The sequence below is a fragment of the Mixta theicola genome, from assembly GCF_002895925.1.
GTDB lineage: Bacteria > Pseudomonadota > Gammaproteobacteria > Enterobacterales > Enterobacteriaceae > Mixta > Mixta theicola.
The window spans coordinates 21,346-42,300 of the sequence record NZ_NWUO01000008.1 but is presented as its reverse complement, the minus strand read 5'-3'; the positions used below and the strand labels follow the sequence as shown (position 1 = coordinate 42,300).

Sequence of the window (20,955 nt, the reverse complement as noted above, 5' to 3'; positions counted from 1 at the left end):
CGGGCACCGCTGAATATCCATCGGAGAGCAGTAAAAATGCGTTGTGCAGTAACCGGTTTTTTAATTGCTTCTTTGCCTGGAACAGGCGGTGCGGGACATTATTTAGCGACAGGGCTCAGCAATAAAATTGAGTGGCAAATAAATACAGTCAAGACCTCGCGAGCGTTAATCGGATGAGATATTTCTTATTCCTCCGGAAGGCGCTCATTCGCCTGAAAATCAGGAAAAGGTTTTGCTGCAAATATAATACGTTCAGTTTTTCTATGTCTAACATCCTCTTTGAAAGGAGTGCTTTTTTATGCGTCCCGTAACTTATATCGTCGTGGCGGCTCTGGCCGGTTTTGTCGGCGGTAATGTGCTTCAGGCACCACAGCTTTATGCCAAAGTCAATAACCATATCGAGAACAGCAAGAGCGAGCCGGAAGGTTTCTGGTCAACGCCGGCTATCGCTAATTATGGAAAAATTCATTACGTGGATACGCCCGCGTATAATCCGCGTAATGATGCTACTCTCAGCAATAAAATTGTCTTTCAGCTCAACAGCTATGACGGCGATTTTAAAGATCCGCACCTGGGGCTGGAACGCGTTTCGCGCGTGGTAAACCTCTATTACGCGGCGGGTATTCCACTGAATAAACTTAACTTTGTGGTATCAATGAACGGTGATGCCGTTATTGCCGGGTTGAATAATGAACAATACCATAAAGCTTACGGTATCGATAATCCCAGCCTTAAAATGATTAGCGAGCTGGAAAAGGCTGGCGTGAAGGTTACCGTCTGCGATCAGTCGGTTGCCTTCCACCATATCGATCGCGAGTGGATTGATAAATCGGTTACCCATACTATCTCCAGCGGCACCACGGTAGCCACGCTGCAAAATCAGGGCTATGCGCTGTTAATGCTCTGATTATTTCCTCTTTCGCTCTTTCTGTAGCGTTATCAAAAATGACATTGCCTGTGGCAGTGTCATTTTTGTATTAATTGCTCGCGGCTTTACTCACTTCCCGCCCTGTTTGCGCCGAGGCGCTTTATCGCGCTCAACGTGTCGGAAGAGGCCGGAGCGCCGATCGGTGAACGTTAAGTCTTCAGGTAGTTCTGTCTTCTGCCGCGCATTTCAGTACAATCGTCAGCCTTGTTGATACAGGGAAGGAAATGCCATGCTGGCTCTTTTGATTCAATGGTATCGCCGCCGCTTTAGCGATCCGGAGGCGATTGCCCTGCTGGTGATTCTGCTGGCAGCTTTTTGCATTCTGTTTTTTCTCAGCGACTTGCTGGCCCCGCTGCTGGTGGCGCTGGTAATGGCTTATCTGCTGGAGTGGCCCACGGTGCGCCTGGAGCGTCTGGGCTGTTCCCGCCGCTGGGCCACGACTATTGTGCTGGCGTTCTTCGTCGGTATTCTGCTGCTTTTTGTGCTGGTGGTCGCGCCGGTTGCCTGGCAGCAGGGCATTCATTTAGTGCATGATACGCCGAACATGCTGAATAAACTCTACGCCTTCTCCGCAGGGCTGCCGGCGCGGTTTCCGGCGCTGGCCGATGCCGGTATTGTCGATATTGTGATCGAGAATTTGCGCAGTCGGCTGTCGGGCGTTGGGGAATCGGTGGTGAAATATTCGCTGGCCTCGCTGGTGGGTTTAATGACGATAACCATCTATCTGGTGCTGGTGCCGCTGATGCTCTTTTTCCTGCTAAAGGATAAGCAGCAGATGCTGAACGCGGTGCGCCGCGTGCTGCCGCGCAATCGCGGTCTGGCAGGGCAGGTCTGGAGCGAGATGAATCAGCAGATCACCAACTATATTCGCGGCAAGGTGCTGGAAATGATAGTGGTCGGCGTCGCGACCTGGATTGCTTTTCTGGTGCTGGGCCTGAATTATGCGCTGTTGCTGGCGGTGCTGGTTGGCCTGTCGGTGCTGATCCCTTATATCGGTGCGCTGGCGGTGACGCTGCCGGTGATCTGCGTTGGGCTGTTTCAGTGGGGATTAGGCAGCGATTTCTGGACGATGATGATGGTCTATCTGGTTATCCAGGCGCTGGATGGCAACGTGCTGGTGCCGGTGCTGTTCTCCGAAGCGGTGAACCTGCATCCACTGGTGATTATGCTGGCGGTGGTGATTTTTGGCGGACTGTGGGGCTTTTGGGGCGTATTTTTCGCCATTCCGCTGGCGACGCTTATCAAAGCGGTGATTCATGCCTGGCCTGAAGATACCTCAGGAGGCGAGTTTCAATAACGGCGATGGTGGCGTCGTTGACGCCACGCGTTTTCTCAGGCTGATTTCAGATAATCCATCACAATATCGTGGTGGTTGCTGGTTTTGAAATCATCGAAAACCTTTTCAACATGGCCGTTGGCATCAATTAAAAAACTAATGCGGTGAATACCGTCGTAGGTTTTCCCCATAAAAGTTTTTTCTCCCCAGACGCCAAACTGCTGGCTGACCTCATGATTTTCATCAGACAGCAGCGTAAAATTTAACAGCTCTTTTTCGGCGAAACGCGACAGCTTTTCTGGCTTATCGGTACTGATCCCCAGCACTTCCACGCCCGCTTTTTTCAGTTCATCCATATTGTCACGCAGGCCACATGCCTGAACGGTGCAACCGGGCGTCATCGCTTTGGGATAGAAATAGACCAAAACGCGCTGTCCCTGGAAGTCGGTTAAATTTACTTGTTCGCCGTCCTGATCGGGCAAACTAAATTTCGGTGCGGTATCACCGGCTTTCAGTGGATTCATCACTAATCTCCATTTTCTCGTCATGCTGCGGATAATTCACCACGCTAATAGTGCCTTGCGCATGAAGTTCTGTACATAGGGCGTGAAACGCCTGCTCGATCAATGTTGCGTCCCGGTGCGCCGGGCTGTGGGCCGTGATCTGAATATAGAGCAAAGGTGGCTGATGTTCTTGCGTTAGCTGGGTACGCGAAACCAGCTCAGCGATATTCATCTGGTGTGAATCAAACAGGTCGGTAAAGCGTTCGATAATATGCGGCGAGTCGTTGACCTCCACCTGCACCCAAACGGTTTCCGGCATCGGCGGCCGACGGCTGGCGTTGGTGCGCTTCATCACGATGAGCAGCTCCAGCTCGGCGCCCTTCAGCGGCAGCGTAGACTCAATTAAGGTAATCGCGTTCCAGCTGCCGGAAAGCAGCATGATAAAGGTAAACTCATCGCCCAACATGGCCAGACGACTATCTTCAATATTACAGCCGCAGCTGCTGACGTGACGGGTAATGGCATTGACGATCCCCGGACGATCGACGCCCAACGCCGTAATGACCAAAAAGTGTTGCGGTGTCTGCGGCAAAATAACTCTTCCTGTGGGGTCAGCTGATAAGTAATCGTAATAACCCGTAGGTAAACATAAAAAATACCCTCTGCCAAGCGCTCCCGGCCTCTGTTCGCTTGCTTTTCCCCGCCGGTCAAACGTACCATGAAGCACTTGTTTGTCGAGGGGATGGCCAATGTTCACGGGAAGTATTGTTGCGCTCGTTACGCCAATGGATGACAAAGGTAATGTCTGCCGTGCGAGCCTGAAAAAACTGATTGATTATCATGTCGAGAGCGGGACATCCGCCATCGTTTCTGTGGGAACTACCGGCGAATCCGCAACGCTTAGTCATGATGAGCATGGCGATGTGGTGATGATGACGCTTGACCTGGCCTGCGGCCGCATTCCGGTGATTGCCGGAACCGGCGCGAACGCCACCGCAGAAGGCATCTCTCTGACCAAACGCTTCGAAAATAGCGGCGTTATCGGCTGCCTTACCGTAACGCCTTATTACAACCGTCCGACGCAGGAAGGGCTGTATCAGCACTTTAAAGCGATAGCGGAAAGTACCGATCTGCCGCAAATGCTGTATAACGTACCGTCGCGCACCGGCTGCGATATGCTGCCCGAAACGGTGGCGCGCCTGGCGGAAATCAAAAATATTATCGGGATCAAAGAGGCGACCGGGAACTTATCCCGCGTCAGCCAGATCCAAGAGCTGGTTGATGATGAGTTCGTGCTGGTCAGCGGCGATGACGCCTCCGCACTGGATTTTATGCAGCTGGGCGGCCACGGCGTGATTTCCGTTACGGCAAACATCGCCGCACGTGAAATGGTTGAGCTGTGTCGGCTGGCGCGCGAGGGCAACTTCGCCGAGGCGCGTCATCTAAACCAGCGCCTGATGCATCTGCATCAGAAACTGTTTGTTGAACCCAATCCTGTTCCGGTGAAATGGGCCGCGAAAAAACTGGGATTAATCGCGACCGATACCCTGCGTCTGCCAATGGTTCCGTTAACTGCGGCGGCGTGTCCGGTTGTGGAGCAGGCGCTGAAAAATGCGGGTCTGCTGTAATTTAGGGAGAGTTAATGGCTTATTCAGTAAAAAAGTCCACGATAGCGACTATCGTTGGGCTATCCACGGTGATGCTGCTGGCAGGTTGTTCCAACGATCAGCGCTATAAGCGCCAGGTCAGTGGGGACGAATCTTACCTGCAGGCGGCTGAGCTGCAGGATTTACGCGCGCCGGCAGGGATGATTCTGCCGCTGCAAAACGGAGATTACGATGTGCCGCACGCCAACGCTAACGGCGCGACGGGCAAACAGCTGGATATTCGTCCGCCGGCTCAGCCGCTGGCGCTGATGAACGGCGCGCGCGCGCAGTTTACCGGCAATACCGGCGTGTTGATGATGGAAAACAGCCGCAGCGGTTCAGTCTGGTCACAGGTGGTCAATGTGGTGCAGTCTTACCATTTCCCGATCGCCGCGCGTCAGGATGCCAGCCAGCAGCTGACCACCGACTGGGTAGAATGGAACCGTGCGGATGAAGATAACCAGTACCGCGGCCGCTATCAGATAAGCGTGCAGCAGCAGGGTTATCAGCAGGCGCTGACCGTAAAACTGCTGCAGTTGCAGCAGGCGGGCAACGATGTTACCTCGCCGACGCAGATCCAGCGTTACACCGCGCAGATGCTGAACGACATCAGTACCGGCATGGATAAGATGGAAACCGCCGCGCAGGACGCCGCCGCCAACCGCAGCGCCGCACAGATTGATGTGCAGAGCGGGGCGGATGATACCGGCTTGCCGAATCTGATCCTGCGTGCGCCGTTTAATGTCGCCTGGCAGCGTCTGCCGGCCGCGCTGAAGCGTATCGGTATGGACGTGACCGACAGCAACCGTTCGCAGGGCAGCATGGCGGTGACCTATAAAGCGCCGGGCGACAGTACCTGGGATGAAATCGGCGCCAAAGATCCGCAGCTGCCGAATGGCGATTACAAGCTGCAGGTCGGCGATCTTGATAACCGCAGCAGCCTGCAGTTTATCGATCCGAAAGGCCACGTACTAACGCAGTCGCAAAACGACGCGCTGGTGGCGGTCTTCCAGGCAGCCCTTAGCCAGTAACAAAAAAAGGCCGGAAAATTCCGGCCTTTTTTATTGAAGTTTGGCATAATGTCGCGCGGCGACGTAAACGATTGCGTCACACGGTTATGGCCATTCACTATTTACCCAGTTTGGAGTTTATCAAGATGCAAAAGCTAGCTGAGTTGTATCGCGGCAAAGCGAAAACCGTTTACAGCACCGAAAACCCGGATCTGTTGGTACTCGAATTCCGCAATGATACGTCAGCAGGAGACGGCGCGCGTATCGAGCAGTTTGATCGCAAGGGAATGGTAAACAACAAGTTTAACTATTTCATCATGCGTAAGCTGGAAGAGGCAGGCATTCCTACCCAGATGGAAGCGCTGCTCTCAGATAACGAAGCGCTGGTAAAAAAACTGGAGATGGTGCCGGTTGAGTGCGTTATCCGTAACCGTGCGGCGGGTTCGCTGGTGAAGCGTTTGGGCGTGGAAGAGGGCATAGTACTTAACCCTCCGCTGTTCGATCTGTTTTTAAAAGATGATGCCAAACACGATCCGATGGTCAACGAATCCTACTGCGAGACTTTTGGCTGGGTAAATAAAGAGAACCTGGCGCGTATGCGCGAGCTGACCTACAAGGCCAACGAGGTGCTCAGCAAGCTGTTTGACGACGCCGGTCTGATTCTGGTGGATTTCAAGCTGGAGTTTGGTCTGCACAAGGGAGAAGTGACGCTGGGCGATGAGTTCTCGCCGGACGGCGCCCGCCTGTGGGACAAGCAGACAATGAATAAGATGGATAAAGATCGCTTCCGCCAGAGCCTGGGCGGCGTGATCGAAGCTTACGAAGAAGTGGCGCATCGTCTGGGCGTTAAGCTCGACTAATATGCCTGCTAGCGGTCGGTGCGCGTGTGCCGCCGACCGCCCCTTCGCCGTTGTTCCCCCCGGTTTTTCCGTTACCCTTCCATTGCGCGCGCCGCGCGCTGGTTATTCAGCGCCGTCGCGACTAGAATTTGCCATATTCGCCAGGAATAAATAACAGGGGAAAGTCATGCGTTGGCAAGGGCGTCGCGAAAGCGACAATGTAGAAGACCGTCGAAATCAGTCTCCCACGGTGGGCGGCGGACGTATGCGTATTCCGCGCGGTAAAGGCGGAATTATTCTGCTGGTGGTGGTGATGATCGCCGGTTATTACGGCTATGATTTGACTCCACTGTTAACCGGCGGCGAGCCGGTCTCACAGCAGAGCAATTCGCAGCGCATCAGCCCGCAGGATGATGAGGCGGCGAAGTTTACCTCGGTGATCCTCGCCACGACCGAAGATACCTGGCAAAAACTCTTTACCCAAATGGGCAAACAGTATCAGCCGCCGCATCTGGTGATGTACCGCAATGCTACGCGCACCGGCTGCGGTACCGGACAATCGATAATGGGACCGTTCTATTGCCCGACGGATGCCACCGTTTATATCGATCTCTCTTTCTATGATGAGCTGAAAAACAAGCTGGGCGCCGGGGGCGACTTCGCGCAGGGCTACGTTGTTGCGCATGAGGTCGGCCATCATGTGCAAAAGCTGCTGGGTATCGAACCTAAAGTACGCCAGATGCAGCAGGGCGCCTCACAGAGCCAGGTGAATCAGCTATCGGTAAAACTGGAGCTACAGGCGGATTGCTTTGCGGGCGTCTGGGGCCACTATATGCAACAACAGCAGATTCTGGAGCCAGGCGATCTGCAGGAAGCGTTAAACGCTGCCGAAGCGATCGGCGACGATCGGCTACAGCAGCAGAGTCAGGGACGCGTCACCCCGGACAGCTTTACCCACGGCACCTCGGAGCAGCGCTACAGCTGGTTTAAACAAGGGTTTGATTCTGGTGATCCGGGCCGATGCGATACTTTCGCCGCTGCTAAATAAAGATGCCGTTATCCGTTACCGCTGAGATGCAGCGCGCCGGAATCCGGCGGCTGGCGGCGATTGCCGGCGAGCCTGACTGGTGTTATCAGCAGGCGCAGCGCTGGCAACAGGCGCTGGCGGGAGACTGGCTTTTCCTTAGCGAGGATCCGCAGCTGCCCAACAGCGTTTCGCCCTCAGCGCTGCGCAACCTGTTAGGGCAGGAGTTTCGTCACGCCATCTTTGATGCCCGCCAGGGTTTTCACAGTGAAGCGTTTGCCGCGCTGGCTGGCACCCTCAGCGCCGGAAGCTGGCTGCTGCTGCTGACGCCGCCCTGGGATAGATGGCCGCAGCGCCCCGATAGCGACTCGCTGCGCTGGAGCGAAAACGACACGCCGATTGCCACTCCCCATTTTATTCATCATTTACAGCGCCAGCTTTGCGCGGACGAACAGGTGTTGCTGCACCGGCAGCATCATCCGTGCCGCCTGCCGCCCTCCTTAACGTTAACCGACTGGCGGCCCGCCGCGGCGCAGCAGCAGCAAAGCCTGCTTACCCATTTTTTGCAGGCATCGCCGGGGATCTATGTACTGACCGCCGCGCGTGGACGCGGAAAATCGGCGCTGGCCGGCATGTTGATGCAGCGCTGGCCGGGGCGCTGTCTGGTTACCGCGCCCGCGAAAGTCTCGACAGCGGTGCTGGCCCGTTTTGCCGGTGAACGCTTTGCCTTTATCGCGCCCGATGCTCTGCTGGCCAGCGCTGCGCCGCCGGAGGCTGACTGGCTGATTATTGATGAGGCGGCGGCGATCCCGGCACCGCTGCTGCAGCGCCTGATAACGTGCTTCCCCCGCGTTTTATTAACCACCACCGTACAGGGCTATGAAGGCACCGGACGCGGCTTTCTGCTGAAATTCTGCGCCGCGCTGCCGCAGGCGCATTTTTATCAGCTGGATGAGCCGCTACGCTGGCGTCAGGGCGATCCGCTGGAAAGATGGGTCAATACTGCGCTGATGCTGGATGAGGCCAAAAGCGCCGCTGACAGCGCGACCGCTGACGCGTTAACGATTACTGGCTGTGGGCGAGACGATGGGCCGCGCCTGCTGGCGCTTTATCAGCTGTTAACCAGCGCGCACTATCGCACCACGCCGCTTGATTTACGCCGTATTATGGATGCGCCGGGCCAGCGGTTTATCGCTGCAAAAACCGCTCAGGGCGAGATGGGCGGAGCGGTATGGCTGGTGGCGGAAGGCGGGCTTTCCGCCGCACTGGCCTGGCAGGTGTGGGCCGGGCTGCGGCGTCCGCGTGGGAATCTGGTCGCTCAGTCGCTGGCTGCCCATGCCGGATTTCCGCAGGCGGCGCAGCTGCGCTCACAGCGCATTAGCCGGATTGCCGTCGCGCCGGATCTGCGTCGGCAGCAGGTTGGCAGCCGGATGATTGACGCTGCTCGTGAGCAGGCGCAGGGGCTGGACTATCTTTCGGTGAGTTTTGGTTTTACCCACGAGCTGTGGCGTTTCTGGCAGCGCTGCGGCTTTATCCTGATGCGTATCGCCACGCAGCGCGAGGCGAGCAGCGGCTGCTACAGCGCGATGGCTATCCTGCCGCTGAGTGAGGCCGGAGAGCAGCTGAGCCAGCAGGCGCAGCAGCAGCTGGCGCGCGATCTTTTCTGGCTGCAGCCGTTAATTGATGAGCCGATTCCGCTGACGATCGCCAGCCAACAGCCTCTGAATGAGGCTGACTGGCAGACGCTGGCCGGTTTTGCTTTTGCCCATCGCCCTTTCGAGGTCAGCCTGCCGGCGCTGGGGCGTCTGCTGCTGACGACGGCGGCAAGCGAGGAGCTGGCGCTCCATCAGGCCATTATCCGACGCAGGCCGCCGTCAACCCTCTGTCGCGAGCTGGCTCTGAGCGGACGTAAAGCGTTGCTTGTTCGCTGGCGCGATGAGGCCGGGAAACTGATGCAGCAGCTGGATGCCGCACGCTGCCTTCACTGGAAGGAAGCCGTCGCCGGCCTGCAATAATTCAGGGGTCGGGCAACGCGCTACTGCACCTTTTTATCCAAAGCCGTATCGCGGTGCATCTTTGACGCGGACGCAATGAAAGGGATAGATACGGTTCTCTTATTCCGATAGCGGTGAAGGAGGATCGTGCAGAACGTGACCTGTTTTAGCCATAAGGGAGGATGTTATGAAACCTGACCATTTTGTCGTACAAAGCCCGTCGGCTCCCCCGAAGCAGCTGTTTCTGCTGTATCACGCCGCCGGTGATAATCCGGTCTCGATGGGGCAAATTGGCAGTTGGTTCGCAGAAGTCTTTCCGCAGGCGCTGGTTGTAAGCATCGGCGGGCCGGAAGCAAGCGCCGGCGCCGGGCCGTCAGTGGTTCAGCGAGGCTGCGCTGAGCGATACCAGCCTGCAGCAGCGGGTAGATGCGGCGATGCCGCTGTTTTTGCAGTCGGTGAGCGAGTGGCAACAGCTTAGCGGCGTTCTGCCGGAGGCAACGGCGCTGATCGGTTTTTCTCAGGGCAGCGTAATGGTGCTGGAAGGCTGCAAGGCGCAGCCCACGCTGGCGGGCAGAATTGTCGCCTTTAGCGGACGCTATGCCAGCCTGCCGGAGCAGGCCACGACGAAAACCACCGTTCATTTAATTCATGGCGAAGAGGATGACGTTTATCAGGCTGAGCTTGCGCAGCAGGCGGCGGCGCGTCTGACATCGTTGGGCGGTGACGTAACGCTGGATATTGTTGAGGGTTTACCGCACGCCATCGATCAGCGCAGCATGAATCTGGCGCTGGATCATTTGCGCTATACCGTGCCGCGTCGCTATTTTGAAGAAGCGCTTAGCGGCGGCAAGCCCGGTGATGATGTGATTACCTTTGTTTCATGACGTGACGGGAAAAGGGCAGCAGACGCTGCTGCCCCAGGGAGGATTATTTCTTTTTCGGCCAGTCGTCTTCATCGTCCCACTTATCGTTAAAATCACGATGCGGCGGCAGATCGGGCTTATTCGCCATATATTTTTTATGGTCGATGCGCTTTAGATCCTTATAGACGTTGACCAGAACGCCAACCAGCAACAGGATCACGATGATCCACCAGTACTCTTTTACCCATTCCATACCCGCTCCTCCGGTGGGACGCTTATGCGATCAGCTGTTCCATTATGCGTTGATACATACGGCTCAGCAGTTGCAGATCGGATGCCCTGACGCACTCATTGATTTTATGAATGGTGGCATTAACCGGCCCCAGCTCAACTACCTGAGCGCCCATCCGGGCAATAAAACGTCCATCGGACGTGCCGCCGGTGGTCTGTAGCTCAGGCCTGGCTTCAGTATAGTGTTCAACCGCGTTGATTACCGCATCCACCAGCTGACCGCGTGCGGTGAGAAAAGGCTGACCGGAAAGTTTCCATTCAATGGTGTAAGGCAGCTGATGGCGCTCCAGCAGGGCCGCAACGCGCTGGCGAATATCCGCATCGGTCAGTTCGGTACTGAAGCGGAAGTTAAACTGTACAAATAGCTCGCCGGGGATCACGTTATTGCTGCCGGTGCCGGCCTGCACATTGGCGATTTGCATACTGGTTGGCGGGAAGAATTCGTTGCCCCGATCCCATTCGGTGGCGACCAGCTCATTCAGTGCGGGCAGGGCGCGATGCACCGGGTTGTCCGCCAGGTGCGGATAGGCAACGTGACCCTGTACGCCATGAATGGTCAGGTTAGCGGTAATCGATCCGCGCCGGCCGTTTTTCACCACATCCCCTACCTGAACCGTACTGGAGGGCTCGCCCACCAGGCAGTAATCGAGGCGTTCGTTGCGCGCCATCAGGTGTTCAACCACTTTAACCGTGCCGTGGGTGGCGTTGGCCTCTTCATCGGAGGTGATCAGAAACGCCAGGCGTCCGCGATGGTGGGGATTCGCGGCGACAAAACGCTCGGCTGCGATCACCATCGCCGCCAGCGAGCCTTTCATATCGGCAGCGCCGCGGCCAAAAAGCATGCCATCACGAATGGTGGGTTCAAACGGCGGATTGATCCAGCGGCTGGTATCGCCAGGCGGCACCACATCGGTATGTCCGGCAAAAGCCAGCGTTTCGCCCTGACCGCGCCAGGCCCAAAAATTCTGCGTATCGGCAATATTAAGCGGTTCGATAGTGAAGCCAATTGCCTGCAGGCGTTCAATCATAAGCGCCTGGCATCCGGCATCATCGGGGCTGAGGGAAGGGCGACGAATAAGCTGCTGCGCCAGCTCGATAACCGGACAAAACATGTTATGACTTCTCCTGAATAAACTGCTGATAGTCGGTTTCATTAAAACCCAGCAGCATAGATCCGTCTGCCGCGGCGAGCAATGGGCGTTTAATTATCGCTGGCTGGGCCAGCATTAACGCTTTTGCTGCTTGCGGGTTATCGATCCGCGCCTTTTCTTCTTCGGTCAGTTTGCGCCAGGTGGTGCCGCGCGTATTTAACAGCGCCGTCCAGCCCAGCGTATCGATAAAGCGCTGCAACGTTTCATCGCTTAATCCATTCGCCCGGTAGTCGTGATACTGATAATTAACCTGCTGGCTATCCAGGAAGCGACGCGCTTTTTTGATCGTATCGCAGTTTTTGATGCCAAAAAGTGTAAAAAGGGCAGGCGACTGGTTTTCCATCATCTTGCTATTCCGGTTTGCTGAAAATATCTTTAAAGAATAATGCCTTATTTGGCGCAAAGGGTCTATGCCCGCCTCGCGTCGCCCACCTTGATAAAGGCGCTTAAACCTTAGCAATGATTTTATTAATCACTAAAGAAAGTAATTAGTTTTGCTGAAGTGTGATTCACCTCTCATTTTAAAAAAGTAGTAAAGTTTTTAGGAATTTTTCCGATAGTAATATTGAAATCAGCATATTCACATGCTGAAAAAACGGGCGTAAAATAGCGTCTAATAATAAGAGAGGTTGTTATGATTGACACTGAACTGGGGAACTGGAAAGACTTTATTGACGCGATGTTACGCAAGTAATAGTGCCTGATAAAGATAAGCGTGACGAACACAGCATTCGTCTTTGCATCTGACAGTCCATAACTATAAATAAGGCAGCCGGTTAACCGGCTGCCTTTATTATTTATGCATATTACGTGCATTAATATTAATCGTGCTTACGCTTTTCATTGACGCGGATTTTTAACGGAAAACGCTGTCTGATTAATACAAAAAACAGCGGAACAAAAAATATCGCCAGCAGCGTAGCGGAAATCATGCCGCCCATCACGCCGGTGCCCACCGCATGCTGGCTGCCGGATCCGGCGCCGTGACTGATTGCCATCGGCAAGACGCCAAAAACAAACGCCAGCGACGTCATAAGAATCGGACGCAGGCGCTGTCGGCACGCCTCCAGCGTTGACGCGATCAGCTCGCGGCCACGGCTGTTAATATCATTCGCAAACTCCACGATCAAAATGGCGTTTTTCGCCGACAGGCCGATAACCGTCAGCAGTCCCACCTGGAAATAGACATCATTTTCCAGCCCGCGTGCCCAGGTCGCGACTAATGCGCCCACCACCCCAAGCGGCACCACCAGCATAACGGCAAAAGGAATCGACCAGCTTTCATACAGGGCCGCCAGGCACAGGAATACCACCAGCAAAGAAATTGCATACAGCGCCGGCGCCTGCGAGCCGGAGAGCCGCTCCTGCAGGGAAGCGCCGGTCCACTGCAGGCCGACGCCGAGCGGCAGCTGGTTCACCAGCTCTTCCATTGCATCCATCGCGGTGCCGGTGCTGACGCCGGACGCCGCTTCGCCGACGATTTCCAGCGCGGAGTAGCCGTTATAGCGCTCCAGACGCGGCGAACCGGTTTCCCAGGCGGTTTTAGCAAAGGCGCTAAACGGCACCATACCGCCCTGGCTGTTGCGGACGTACCACTTATTAATATCATCCGGCAGCATGCGGTATTTTGCCGCCGCCTGGACATAGACTTTCTTCACCCGCCCGCGATCGAGGAAATCATTAACGTAGGTTGAACCCCAGCCGGTGGTCAGCGTGCTGTTAATATCATCAATGGAGACGCCCAGCGCCTGCGCTTTGCGCTGATCGATATCAATACGCAGCTGCGGGCTGTCGTCGAGGCCGTTATGCCGGACGCGCGCCAGACGCGGATCGCTGTCGGCCTTCGCCAGCAGCCGATCGCGCATCTCCATTAGCCTGGCGTGGCCAATACCGGCGTGATCCTGCAGCTCCATATCAAATCCGGCGGCGTTGCCCATACCGGTAATCGCCGGAGGACTGCTGGCGATCACGCGTGCTTCATTAATTTTCTGGAACGCTTTAGTGGCTCTTTCAATAATGGCGAAAGAGGTGCGATCGGCGTCTGAGCGTTCTTCCCAGTTTTTCAGGCGAACAAACATGCGCGCCACGTTTTGCCCGTTGCCGCCCGGCCCTGAACCGATAGTGGCAAACACCGATTCGATATTCTCTTTCTCATGGGTCAGATAGTAGTTCTCGACTTTTTCCACCACTTTCAGCGTTTGCTGCTGGGTCGAGCCCGGCGGCAGCTGAACCTGGGTGGTAAAAATCCCGCGATCTTCCAGCGGCAGAAAAGAGGTGGGCAGATGCAGAAAGAGCAAAGCCATCACGGCAATAATCGCCAGATAGAGCAGCAGCCAGCGTCCCGCCTGGTGCAGCAGCTTTGCCACGCGTTGTTCATAACGGTCGGTATTGCGCGTAAACATGCGGTTAAACCAGCCGAAAAAGCCGCGGCGCTGATGGTGTCCGGGCGCTACCGGCTTCAGCAGCGAGGCGCAAAGCGCGGGCGTCAGAATCATCGCCACCAGCACCGATAGCACCATCGCGGAGACGACGGTGATCGAGAACTGCCGATAGATGGCACCAACGGTGCCGCCAAAAAACGCCATCGGCACAAACACGGCGGAGAGAACCAGCGTAATCCCCACCAGCGCGCCCTGAATTTGTCCCATCGACTTACGCGTCGCGTCGCGTGGCGACAGGCCTTCCTCATGCATGATGCGTTCGACGTTTTCCACTACCACAATCGCGTCATCTACCAGCAGCCCGATCGCCAGCACCATAGCGAACATGGTGAGCGTATTGATACTGAATCCGCAGGCATACAGCACCGCGAAAGTACCCAGCAAAACCACCGGCACCGCAATTGTAGGGATCAGCGTGGCGCGGAAGTTCTGCATAAACAGGTACATTACTAAAAATACCAGCAGCACCGCTTCCAGCAACGTTTTCACCACATCACGGATCGAGGCGGTAACAAACGGCGTGGTCTCATAGGCGACTTTCGCCTCCAGGCCATGCGGGAAATAGGGGGCAAGCTCCGCAATGCGCGCCCGCACCAGCCGATCGGTTTCCAGCTCATTGGCGCCGGAAGCGAGCTTAATGCCCAGCCCTGACGCGGCCATACCGTTATAGCGGCTGAGGTAATCATATTTTTCCGCCCCCAGCGCCACCTCGGCAACGTCGCCCAGCGTTACTACGGAACCGTCACGGTTAGTTCGCAGCGTGATGGCCTTAAACTGTTCTGGCGTTTGCAGCAGCGACTGGGAATTAACCGTGGCGTTTAGCGCCTGGTTATCCACCGAAGGCGTGCCGCCGACCTGTCCCACGGCAACCTGGCTGTTTTGCGATTCGATGGCGCTAACCACGTCCGCAGTGGTTAACGCATAGTTAATCAGCTTGCCAGGATCGAGCCAGATACGCATTGCATACTGCGTGCCGTAGGCATCCACCTGACCCACGCCGCTAATACGGCTGAGCGGATCCTGGATATTACTCGCCACGTAGTCAGCAATATCCTGTTTACCCATGCTGCCGTCGGTAGAGACGAAAGCGAGCATCAGAATATTGCTGTCGCCGGTTTTATTTACCGTTACGCCCTGCTGCTGTACATCCTGCGGCAGCTTACGCAGCGCCGACTGCAGCTGATTTTGCACCTGTTGGCGCGCTTCGTCAGGATTGGTACCGGCGGAAAAAGTCAGGGTGATGGTCGCCTGGCCGGTATTACTGCTTTGCGATGACATATACATCAGGTTATCGATGCCGGTCATGCTTTGTTCGATGATCTGCGTTACCGTATTTTCCAGCGTTGCCGCTGATGCGCCGGGATAGTTAGCGGTAATACGCACGTTGGGCGGCGCGAGGTCAGGATATTGTTCTACCGGCAATGTTTTTATCGCCAGCGTGCCGGTCAGGCAGATCATTATCGCCAACACCCAGGCAAAGATTGGGCGGTCAATGAAAAAATTTGCCATTAAAGCGGCACTCCTCAATACGGTGTCATCAACAGGAAAAAGCTGCCGGTCGCGTTGGCACCGCAACCAGCAACAATTACAGGATATGCTTTGTTTATCGATTCAGAACAATTGTATGCCGAATCACTTTACGCGCCCGCCTACAAAGAAACGTGGAGGAAAAGAGGAGAAAGTGTAAATTATCGTGCCGAAAAGCACCGGTGATGAAGAAAGCCTAGCTATGTTTATTTTCCAGCCACAGCACGGTGGCGGCGACCCGTGAACGCACGTCCAGCTTACGCAGAAAGTTACGAATATGTACTTTCACCGTCTCTTCGGAAATATGCAGGGCGGCAGCGATTTCTTTATTAGAAAGCCCGCGCGCGACCTCCTGCAGAACGTCCAGCTCACGTTCCGTTAGCGTTTGAAACGGATTCGCGCTGTGGCCGCGCGTCGCCAGATAATCGCGGACGATGCTGCTGTAGACGTTTTGCCCCTGCGCACCCTCAATGATCTGCTGCAGCAGCAGTTCTGGTTCGCTGTCTTTCAGCAGATAGCCGTCCGCACCGGCATCCAGCATAGCGTAAATATCGCTACGCGCATCGGAAACGGTTAGTACCAGAATACGCGCCGCCACGCTTTCATTACGCAGCGCCTTCAGCGTATCAAGGCCGGACATGCCTTTCATATGTAAATCCAGCAGGATCACATCGGGTGACAGGCGGCTGGCCTCGGCCAGCGCTTCGGTGCCGTTATTGGCTTCGGCCACCACGTCAAAGCTGCTGTTCAACTCCAGCAACTGACGAATTCCCCGGCGCATCAGTGGATGATCGTCGACCAGCATCACGGTAAAGTGTCGGTTGTTCATAATATCCCCCGGAGTAGACCGCCAGCAGTGGCTGGCTGAGTAAAAAAGAATAACGATGGCGATTAATTCGTCGCCGTTTCTGTCGCCTGTGACGGAAAACATAACCGCAGTTGCGTTCCAACCGTCGGTGTGGTGTCCATTTGTAAGCTGCCGCCCAGCCGCTGTGCTCGTTCGTGCATAATCGTCAGGCCATAATGGCCGGCTGGCTCCTCAACGGTCGTCAGCCCGCAGCCATCATCGCTGATAATAATCTGATATTCGCCGCTCTCCTGCGTGTTGCAGCTTACCTTAATACGGCTGGCGTTCGCATGGCGGATGGCATTCAGTACCGCTTCGCGGACAATCTGTAAAATATGTACCTGCTGCTGAGCCGTAAGCGCATCAAAGCCGGACGAGCAGTGCAGAACGATCTCAGCGGTCGTTTGCTGTTTAAGCGGGGTCAGCATCGCCTGCAGCGCGGCGGGCAGACAGGCTTCGTCCACCGACAGGCGGAAGGTATTCAGCAGTTCGCGCAACTGACGGTAGGCTTCCGCCAGCCCCTGATCGACGTCGCTGACAATTTGCTGCGCCGGCTGCTGTTCGGCGTTGATGGTGCGTTTCAGTAAGGTTAGCTGAATACGCAGGTACGACAGCGCCTGCGCCAGCGAATCATGCAGCTCGCGGGCAATGGTGGCGCGTTCCTCCATCAGTAACAGCTGCTGCTGCTGTTTCTGCGCCTGATGGATCCAGATAGCGCGCGACAGCAGGTTGCCGACGCTTTGCATCAGCGGCGCGGGCGTTTGCCTGTCGCCTTCCTGCCAGCTCAATTCACCGCCCGGCTGGTTCTCCTGCTGCAGCGTCAGCCGTTGCCAGTTTTTATCCGGCTGCGGCGCGCCCAACGCGATCTGCCAGCTTTCCCCGGCATCTAACTTCAGGGCGGTCAGACGAGCGCGGGTAAAAACGATCTCCATTACCTCGGTAATGGTCGGATGGCCGAGGCTGCTTACGGCCAGCGCCTGCGAAGCCTCGTATAAAATGGTCATGGTCTGATGCGCCGCCAACAGATCCGCCGTGCGCGCCTTAACGGTGTTTTCCAGCTCGCTGTAGTGACGCTCCAGCTCGCCGGACATGCGGTTAAAGGTATTAGCCAGCAGGCCCAGCTCGTTAGCCAGCGTGGTATCAAGCGGCGGGTAGTTAAAATTGCCCTGTTCGATATAGCGGCTGGCCGCCACCAGCTGATTCAGCGGCTTGACCACCTGACGGCGCGTCAGGCGGATAGTCCAGAACGCCAGCACCACGATGGCAACAAAGCCAATGGCGCTGGTCAACGCCACCAGCTGCATCTTGCGTTCCGCATAACGCTGCAGATCGTAAACGAAGCGATCGATTTCACCGACATAATGCACCACGTGCTGCGAATAACGCGTGGGGTTGCCGCTGGTTAAGTCCGCCCGCAGCAGGGGCCAGGATAATTTAAGCTGGTGGTAGCGATTGCGTACGTTTTGTGGGACGTAAAAGCGGTTCAGATGTTGCAGCACTGGCGCATTCAACGACTGCTGATAGTAGTGCAGATGCGCTTCCAGATCGGGTGAGTGAGTATCAAGATCCCAGGCAAGGCGATAACTTTGCATGCGCAGCGAGCCAGCAAAATTAATCATTTCCGCATCGCGCAGGCTGCCGGATAAGGTCAGCAGCGCCAGGCTGGTAGAGAGCACCGAAAGAATAACGATGCCGGCCAGCGCACGCGCAATGGAACTGGTAACGGAGCGTTTCAGCATAAGACGACTTAACCCAATAAAGAGGCGGCAATAATAGCCTGAAACCTGGGCGGGCGCAGCGGTGTTAAGTCAAATTAAGCGCAGGTAATGAGGTTAACGCGTCAGACCGTAGCCCAGCGCCGATCGTCAGGTTCGTCTCTGTACCCGTTCACTTTCGCACTTTTATCTGTGCCACAAAATGATAAAAAGAGTAAACATTTTCACCGTGGGAGTTTTGCTTCCCATTAACAGAAAGGTTAGGATTCACCGCCGTAAATTCGCTGTGTCGCCACATTACAAGACCCAGATCTACAGCGGATTTATCCCTTTAAATCTTTATATCGCCACCGTTTGGTTATGAAGAGGAAAAGCGGGCTGAGCGTGCAGGCGCTCCTTTATCGGACAGGACAACAGGAAAGGCAATGAAAGCAATCAAGAAAACGGCAGCGGATCAACGCGATGCCAGAAGACGCTGGCTGAATTCGCATGACGCTGGTTACGACAAGGCAATGGGTAATCGTCAGGTACAGATGATTGCCATCGGCGGCGCAATAGGAACCGGTCTGTTTCTCGGTGCGGGCGCGCGCTTACAGGCTGCAGGTCCAGCGCTGGCGCTGGTTTATCTCGTCTGTGGTATTTTTTCGTTCTTCATTTTGCGTGCGCTGGGTGAACTGGTGCTGCATCGCCCCTCCAGCGGCAGCTTTGTTTCTTATGCGCGTGAGTTTTTGGGCGAAAAGGCGTCTTATGTCGCCGGCTGGATGTATTTTGTTAACTGGGCGATGACCGGTATCGTTGATATTACCGCCGTGGCGCTCTATATGCATTACTGGGGCGCCTTTGGCGACGTGCCGCAGTGGGTATTTGCACTGGGCGCGCTGGCGATTGTCGGCACCATGAACCTGATCGGCGTGAAGTGGTTTGCCGAGATGGAATTCTGGTTTGCGCTGGTGAAAGTGCTGGCTATCGCCATCTTCCTGGTGGTAGGCGTGGTGTTTCTGGGCAGCGGCAAGCCGCTGGATGGCAATACTACCGGCTTCCATTTGATCACGGATAACGGCGGCATGTTCCCGCACGGGCTGTTGCCGGCGCTGGTGCTGGTGCAGGGCGTGGTATTCGCCTTCGCCTCGATTGAACTGGTGGGGATTGCCGCCGGTGAATGTAAAGAGCCGAAAAAAGTCCTGCCGAAAGCGATCAACGGCGTTATCTGGCGTATCGGTCTGTTTTATGTTGGCTCCGTGGCGCTGCTGGTGCTGCTGCTGCCGTGGAATGCCTATCAGGCCGGACAAAGCCCGTTTGTTACCTTCTTTTCGAAGCTGGGCGTGCCTTATATCGGCAGCGTTATGAATATCGTGGTGCTGAGCGCTGCGCTTTCCAGCCTGAACTCAGGCCTTTATTCAACCGGACGTATTCTGCGCTCCATGGCGATGGGCGGCTCTGCGCCGCAGGCTCTGTCAAAAATGAGCAGTCAACAGGTGCCCTACGCCGGTATTCTGGTCACTATCGCTGTTTATGTGGTGGGGGTGGTGCTGAACTATTATGTCCCGTCGCAGGTGTTTGAAATTGTCCTTAACATCGCCTCGTTGGGCATTCTTTCTACCTGGGCGTTTATTATTGTCTGCCAGATGCGCCTGCGTAAGGCGATCAAGGAAGGCAAGGCCGATGACGTTAGCTTTAAGCTGCCAGGTGCGCCGGTGACTTCATGGCTGACGCTGCTGTTCCTGGCCAGCGTGCTGGTGCTAATGGCGTTTGACTACCCTAACGGAACCTTTACCGTGGCTTCTCTTCCATTGATTGCCGTGGTGCTGATTTTGGGCTGGTTCGGCGTGCGTAAGCGCGTACATGCGATTGCCATGACCGAGCATGAGCACGATCATAGCGCTGCGCCGTTAAAAGAAAACCCTTCTAAATAAGGGCTTAGCGGCGAACGATAAGCCAGTCGTTCGCCGTTTCTTAATTCCCCATCTTGTGTTGCAAATACCAGACCGCCGCTTCCACTCGCGATTTTAGCTGTAGCTTCTTTAGCAGATGTTTTACATGAACTTTCACCGTGCTTTCGGTGATATTGAGTTTGCGCGCGATGGTTTTATTGGGCAGGCCACGCGCAATTTGCCGCAAAATATCCTGCTCTCGCCGGGTAAGCTGCTGCAGATCGCGTTGGGTAGCAGGCGGCGTTTCGCGCAGGCTGCTAATCAGAACCGAGGTCAGCGTCTCGCTTAATACCAGTTGACCGGCTGCGGCCTGATGCAGTGAGGTAAGCAGCGTTTCTGGCTCCATATCCTTAAGCAAGTAGCCATCTGCGCCACGCTTCAGCGCGCTAACTACATCCTCTTCATCATTTGAAACCGTAAAGACGACGATCCGCCCCGAAAGATCGATGCGGCGCAGCAGATCAAGCGTTTCCAGCCCGTTGATGCCTGGCATATTTAAATCAAGTAAAATTAAATCAGGATCGAGCTGTTCAGCCAGCGCCAGACCTTGTTCGCCATTGCCCGCTTCGGCGATCACTTTTAGCTGCGAATCGAGGCTAATTAGCTGCTTAACGCCGTTACGCAACATCGGATGATCGTCAATTAAAAGGATAGTGGCGGCATCATCATGGATAGTCATACTGGCTCCGGTTAATCATGGTGTTGACAGCATTTACAACGCTTCACAAAGCGTAACGAAAGCCGGTTTCTGAGAGGACGGGCCTGTCGCCAGCTATTTTTCATTATTGTTAAATTGCGCCTTATACCTATAAAGAGGTAAGAGCAGTCAATAAAGCGAGGTTAAAAGCCTTTAATAATATAGATGCTGATGTTTAATTCGCTGTTTTTATTAAATTTGCGCTGGAAACAGACACTACCCATTTAGTGGGTAAGGTACAATTGCAGTCTGAAATTAACTGCCACCCCATT

18 protein-coding genes and 1 pseudogene are annotated in these 20,955 nt (G+C 55.3%); 10 read left to right on the top strand and 9 right to left on the bottom strand.

The window, feature by feature from the left end; genetic code table 11:
- Window positions 1-298 precede the first annotated feature (298 nt).
- Window positions 299-907: a DsrE family protein gene (locus COO59_RS12005; RefSeq protein ID WP_103060030.1), complete on the top strand. Its 609-nt coding sequence runs from the start codon at window positions 299-301 to the stop codon at window positions 905-907.
- 250 nt (window positions 908-1,157) lie between these two features.
- Window positions 1,158-2,225, top strand: coding sequence for an AI-2E family transporter (locus COO59_RS12000; RefSeq protein ID WP_103060029.1), 1,068 nt, complete (start codon window positions 1,158-1,160; stop codon window positions 2,223-2,225).
- 35 nt (window positions 2,226-2,260) lie between these two features.
- Here COO59_RS12000 and bcp read toward each other — a convergent pair whose 3' ends face one another.
- Together bcp and COO59_RS11990 are read right to left on the bottom strand one after the other, a co-directional pair.
- Window positions 2,261-2,728, bottom strand: a complete 468-nt coding sequence (gene bcp / locus COO59_RS11995; RefSeq protein WP_103060028.1) for a thioredoxin-dependent thiol peroxidase — start codon at window positions 2,726-2,728, stop codon at window positions 2,261-2,263.
- The gene (locus tag COO59_RS11990) at window positions 2,706-3,299 is read right to left on the bottom strand and encodes a glycine cleavage system transcriptional repressor (protein ID WP_103060027.1); all 594 of its coding nucleotides are present in this window, start codon (window positions 3,297-3,299) and stop codon (window positions 2,706-2,708) included. The genes bcp and COO59_RS11990 overlap by 23 nt, the downstream gene beginning before the upstream one ends.
- Before the next feature lie 157 nt (window positions 3,300-3,456).
- On the opposite strand from COO59_RS11990, the gene dapA reads away from it, so the two are divergent.
- From dapA to ypfH, 6 genes and pseudogenes are all read left to right on the top strand, one after another.
- On the top strand, window positions 3,457-4,335 hold the full coding sequence (dapA, locus tag COO59_RS11985) for a 4-hydroxy-tetrahydrodipicolinate synthase (protein WP_103060026.1): 879 nt from the start codon (window positions 3,457-3,459) through the stop codon (window positions 4,333-4,335).
- A 14-nt stretch (window positions 4,336-4,349) separates the two neighbouring features.
- Complete coding sequence (gene bamC, locus COO59_RS11980; protein ID WP_103060025.1) at window positions 4,350-5,384, top strand: outer membrane protein assembly factor BamC; 1,035 nt, start codon at window positions 4,350-4,352, stop codon at window positions 5,382-5,384.
- A 125-nt stretch (window positions 5,385-5,509) separates the two neighbouring features.
- A complete protein-coding gene (gene purC / locus COO59_RS11975) occupies window positions 5,510-6,223 on the top strand; it encodes a phosphoribosylaminoimidazolesuccinocarboxamide synthase (protein ID WP_103060163.1) in 714 nt (237 codons plus the stop codon).
- Between the two features lie 166 nt (window positions 6,224-6,389).
- Entirely contained in the window at window positions 6,390-7,250 is an 861-nt protein-coding gene (gene ypfJ / locus COO59_RS11970) for a KPN_02809 family neutral zinc metallopeptidase (RefSeq protein WP_103060024.1), read from the top strand.
- Between the two features lie 2 nt (window positions 7,251-7,252).
- Window positions 7,253-9,241, top strand: a complete 1,989-nt coding sequence (locus COO59_RS11965; protein ID WP_103060023.1) for a tRNA(Met) cytidine acetyltransferase TmcA — start codon at window positions 7,253-7,255, stop codon at window positions 9,239-9,241.
- 166 nt (window positions 9,242-9,407) lie between these two features.
- A pseudogene (gene ypfH / locus COO59_RS11960) lies at window positions 9,408-10,104 on the top strand (esterase).
- Between the two features lie 43 nt (window positions 10,105-10,147).
- Here the strand turns inward: ypfH and COO59_RS11955 are convergent.
- Genes COO59_RS11955 through COO59_RS11945 form a run of 3 tightly spaced genes read right to left on the bottom strand, consistent with a single transcriptional unit; the run spans window position 10,148 to window position 11,871 of the window.
- The gene (locus tag COO59_RS11955; RefSeq protein WP_103060022.1) at window positions 10,148-10,336 is read right to left on the bottom strand and encodes a YpfN family protein; all 189 of its coding nucleotides are present in this window, start codon (window positions 10,334-10,336) and stop codon (window positions 10,148-10,150) included.
- 22 nt (window positions 10,337-10,358) lie between these two features.
- A complete protein-coding gene (dapE, locus tag COO59_RS11950) occupies window positions 10,359-11,486 on the bottom strand; it encodes a succinyl-diaminopimelate desuccinylase (protein ID WP_103060021.1) in 1,128 nt (375 codons plus the stop codon).
- Window position 11,487: 1 nt separating this feature from the next.
- Window positions 11,488-11,871 (bottom strand): ArsC family reductase, encoded by a 384-nt coding sequence (locus COO59_RS11945; RefSeq protein ID WP_103060020.1) that lies wholly within the window; start codon window positions 11,869-11,871, stop codon window positions 11,488-11,490.
- 288 nt (window positions 11,872-12,159) lie between these two features.
- Here COO59_RS11945 and ypfM point away from each other — a divergent pair, with 288 nt between their 5' ends.
- Window positions 12,160-12,219 carry a protein YpfM gene (gene ypfM, locus COO59_RS21650; RefSeq protein ID WP_157130239.1) on the top strand — a complete coding sequence of 20 codons (60 nt, stop codon included), beginning with the start codon at window positions 12,160-12,162 and terminating at the stop codon, window positions 12,217-12,219.
- Between the two features lie 127 nt (window positions 12,220-12,346).
- On the opposite strand, the gene acrD is transcribed toward ypfM, so the two are convergent.
- The 3 genes from acrD to narQ all read right to left on the bottom strand — a co-directional run bounded on the left by acrD (window position 12,347) and on the right by narQ (window position 18,079).
- Window positions 12,347-15,475: a multidrug efflux RND transporter permease AcrD gene (gene acrD / locus COO59_RS11935; RefSeq protein ID WP_103060018.1), complete on the bottom strand. Its 3,129-nt coding sequence runs from the start codon at window positions 15,473-15,475 to the stop codon at window positions 12,347-12,349.
- A 214-nt stretch (window positions 15,476-15,689) separates the two neighbouring features.
- Entirely contained in the window at window positions 15,690-16,322 is a 633-nt protein-coding gene (locus COO59_RS11930) for a response regulator (RefSeq protein ID WP_103060017.1), read from the bottom strand.
- 62 nt (window positions 16,323-16,384) lie between these two features.
- The gene (gene narQ / locus COO59_RS11925) at window positions 16,385-18,079 is read right to left on the bottom strand and encodes a nitrate/nitrite two-component system sensor histidine kinase NarQ (protein ID WP_103060016.1); all 1,695 of its coding nucleotides are present in this window, start codon (window positions 18,077-18,079) and stop codon (window positions 16,385-16,387) included.
- 401 nt (window positions 18,080-18,480) lie between these two features.
- Here narQ and ansP point away from each other — a divergent pair, with 401 nt between their 5' ends.
- A complete protein-coding gene (ansP, locus tag COO59_RS11920) occupies window positions 18,481-19,968 on the top strand; it encodes an L-asparagine permease (protein WP_103060015.1) in 1,488 nt (495 codons plus the stop codon).
- Between the two features lie 40 nt (window positions 19,969-20,008).
- Here ansP and narL read toward each other — a convergent pair whose 3' ends face one another.
- On the bottom strand, window positions 20,009-20,665 hold the full coding sequence (gene narL, locus COO59_RS11915; RefSeq protein WP_103060014.1) for a two-component system response regulator NarL: 657 nt from the start codon (window positions 20,663-20,665) through the stop codon (window positions 20,009-20,011).
- Between the last annotated feature and the right edge of the window lie 290 nt (window positions 20,666-20,955).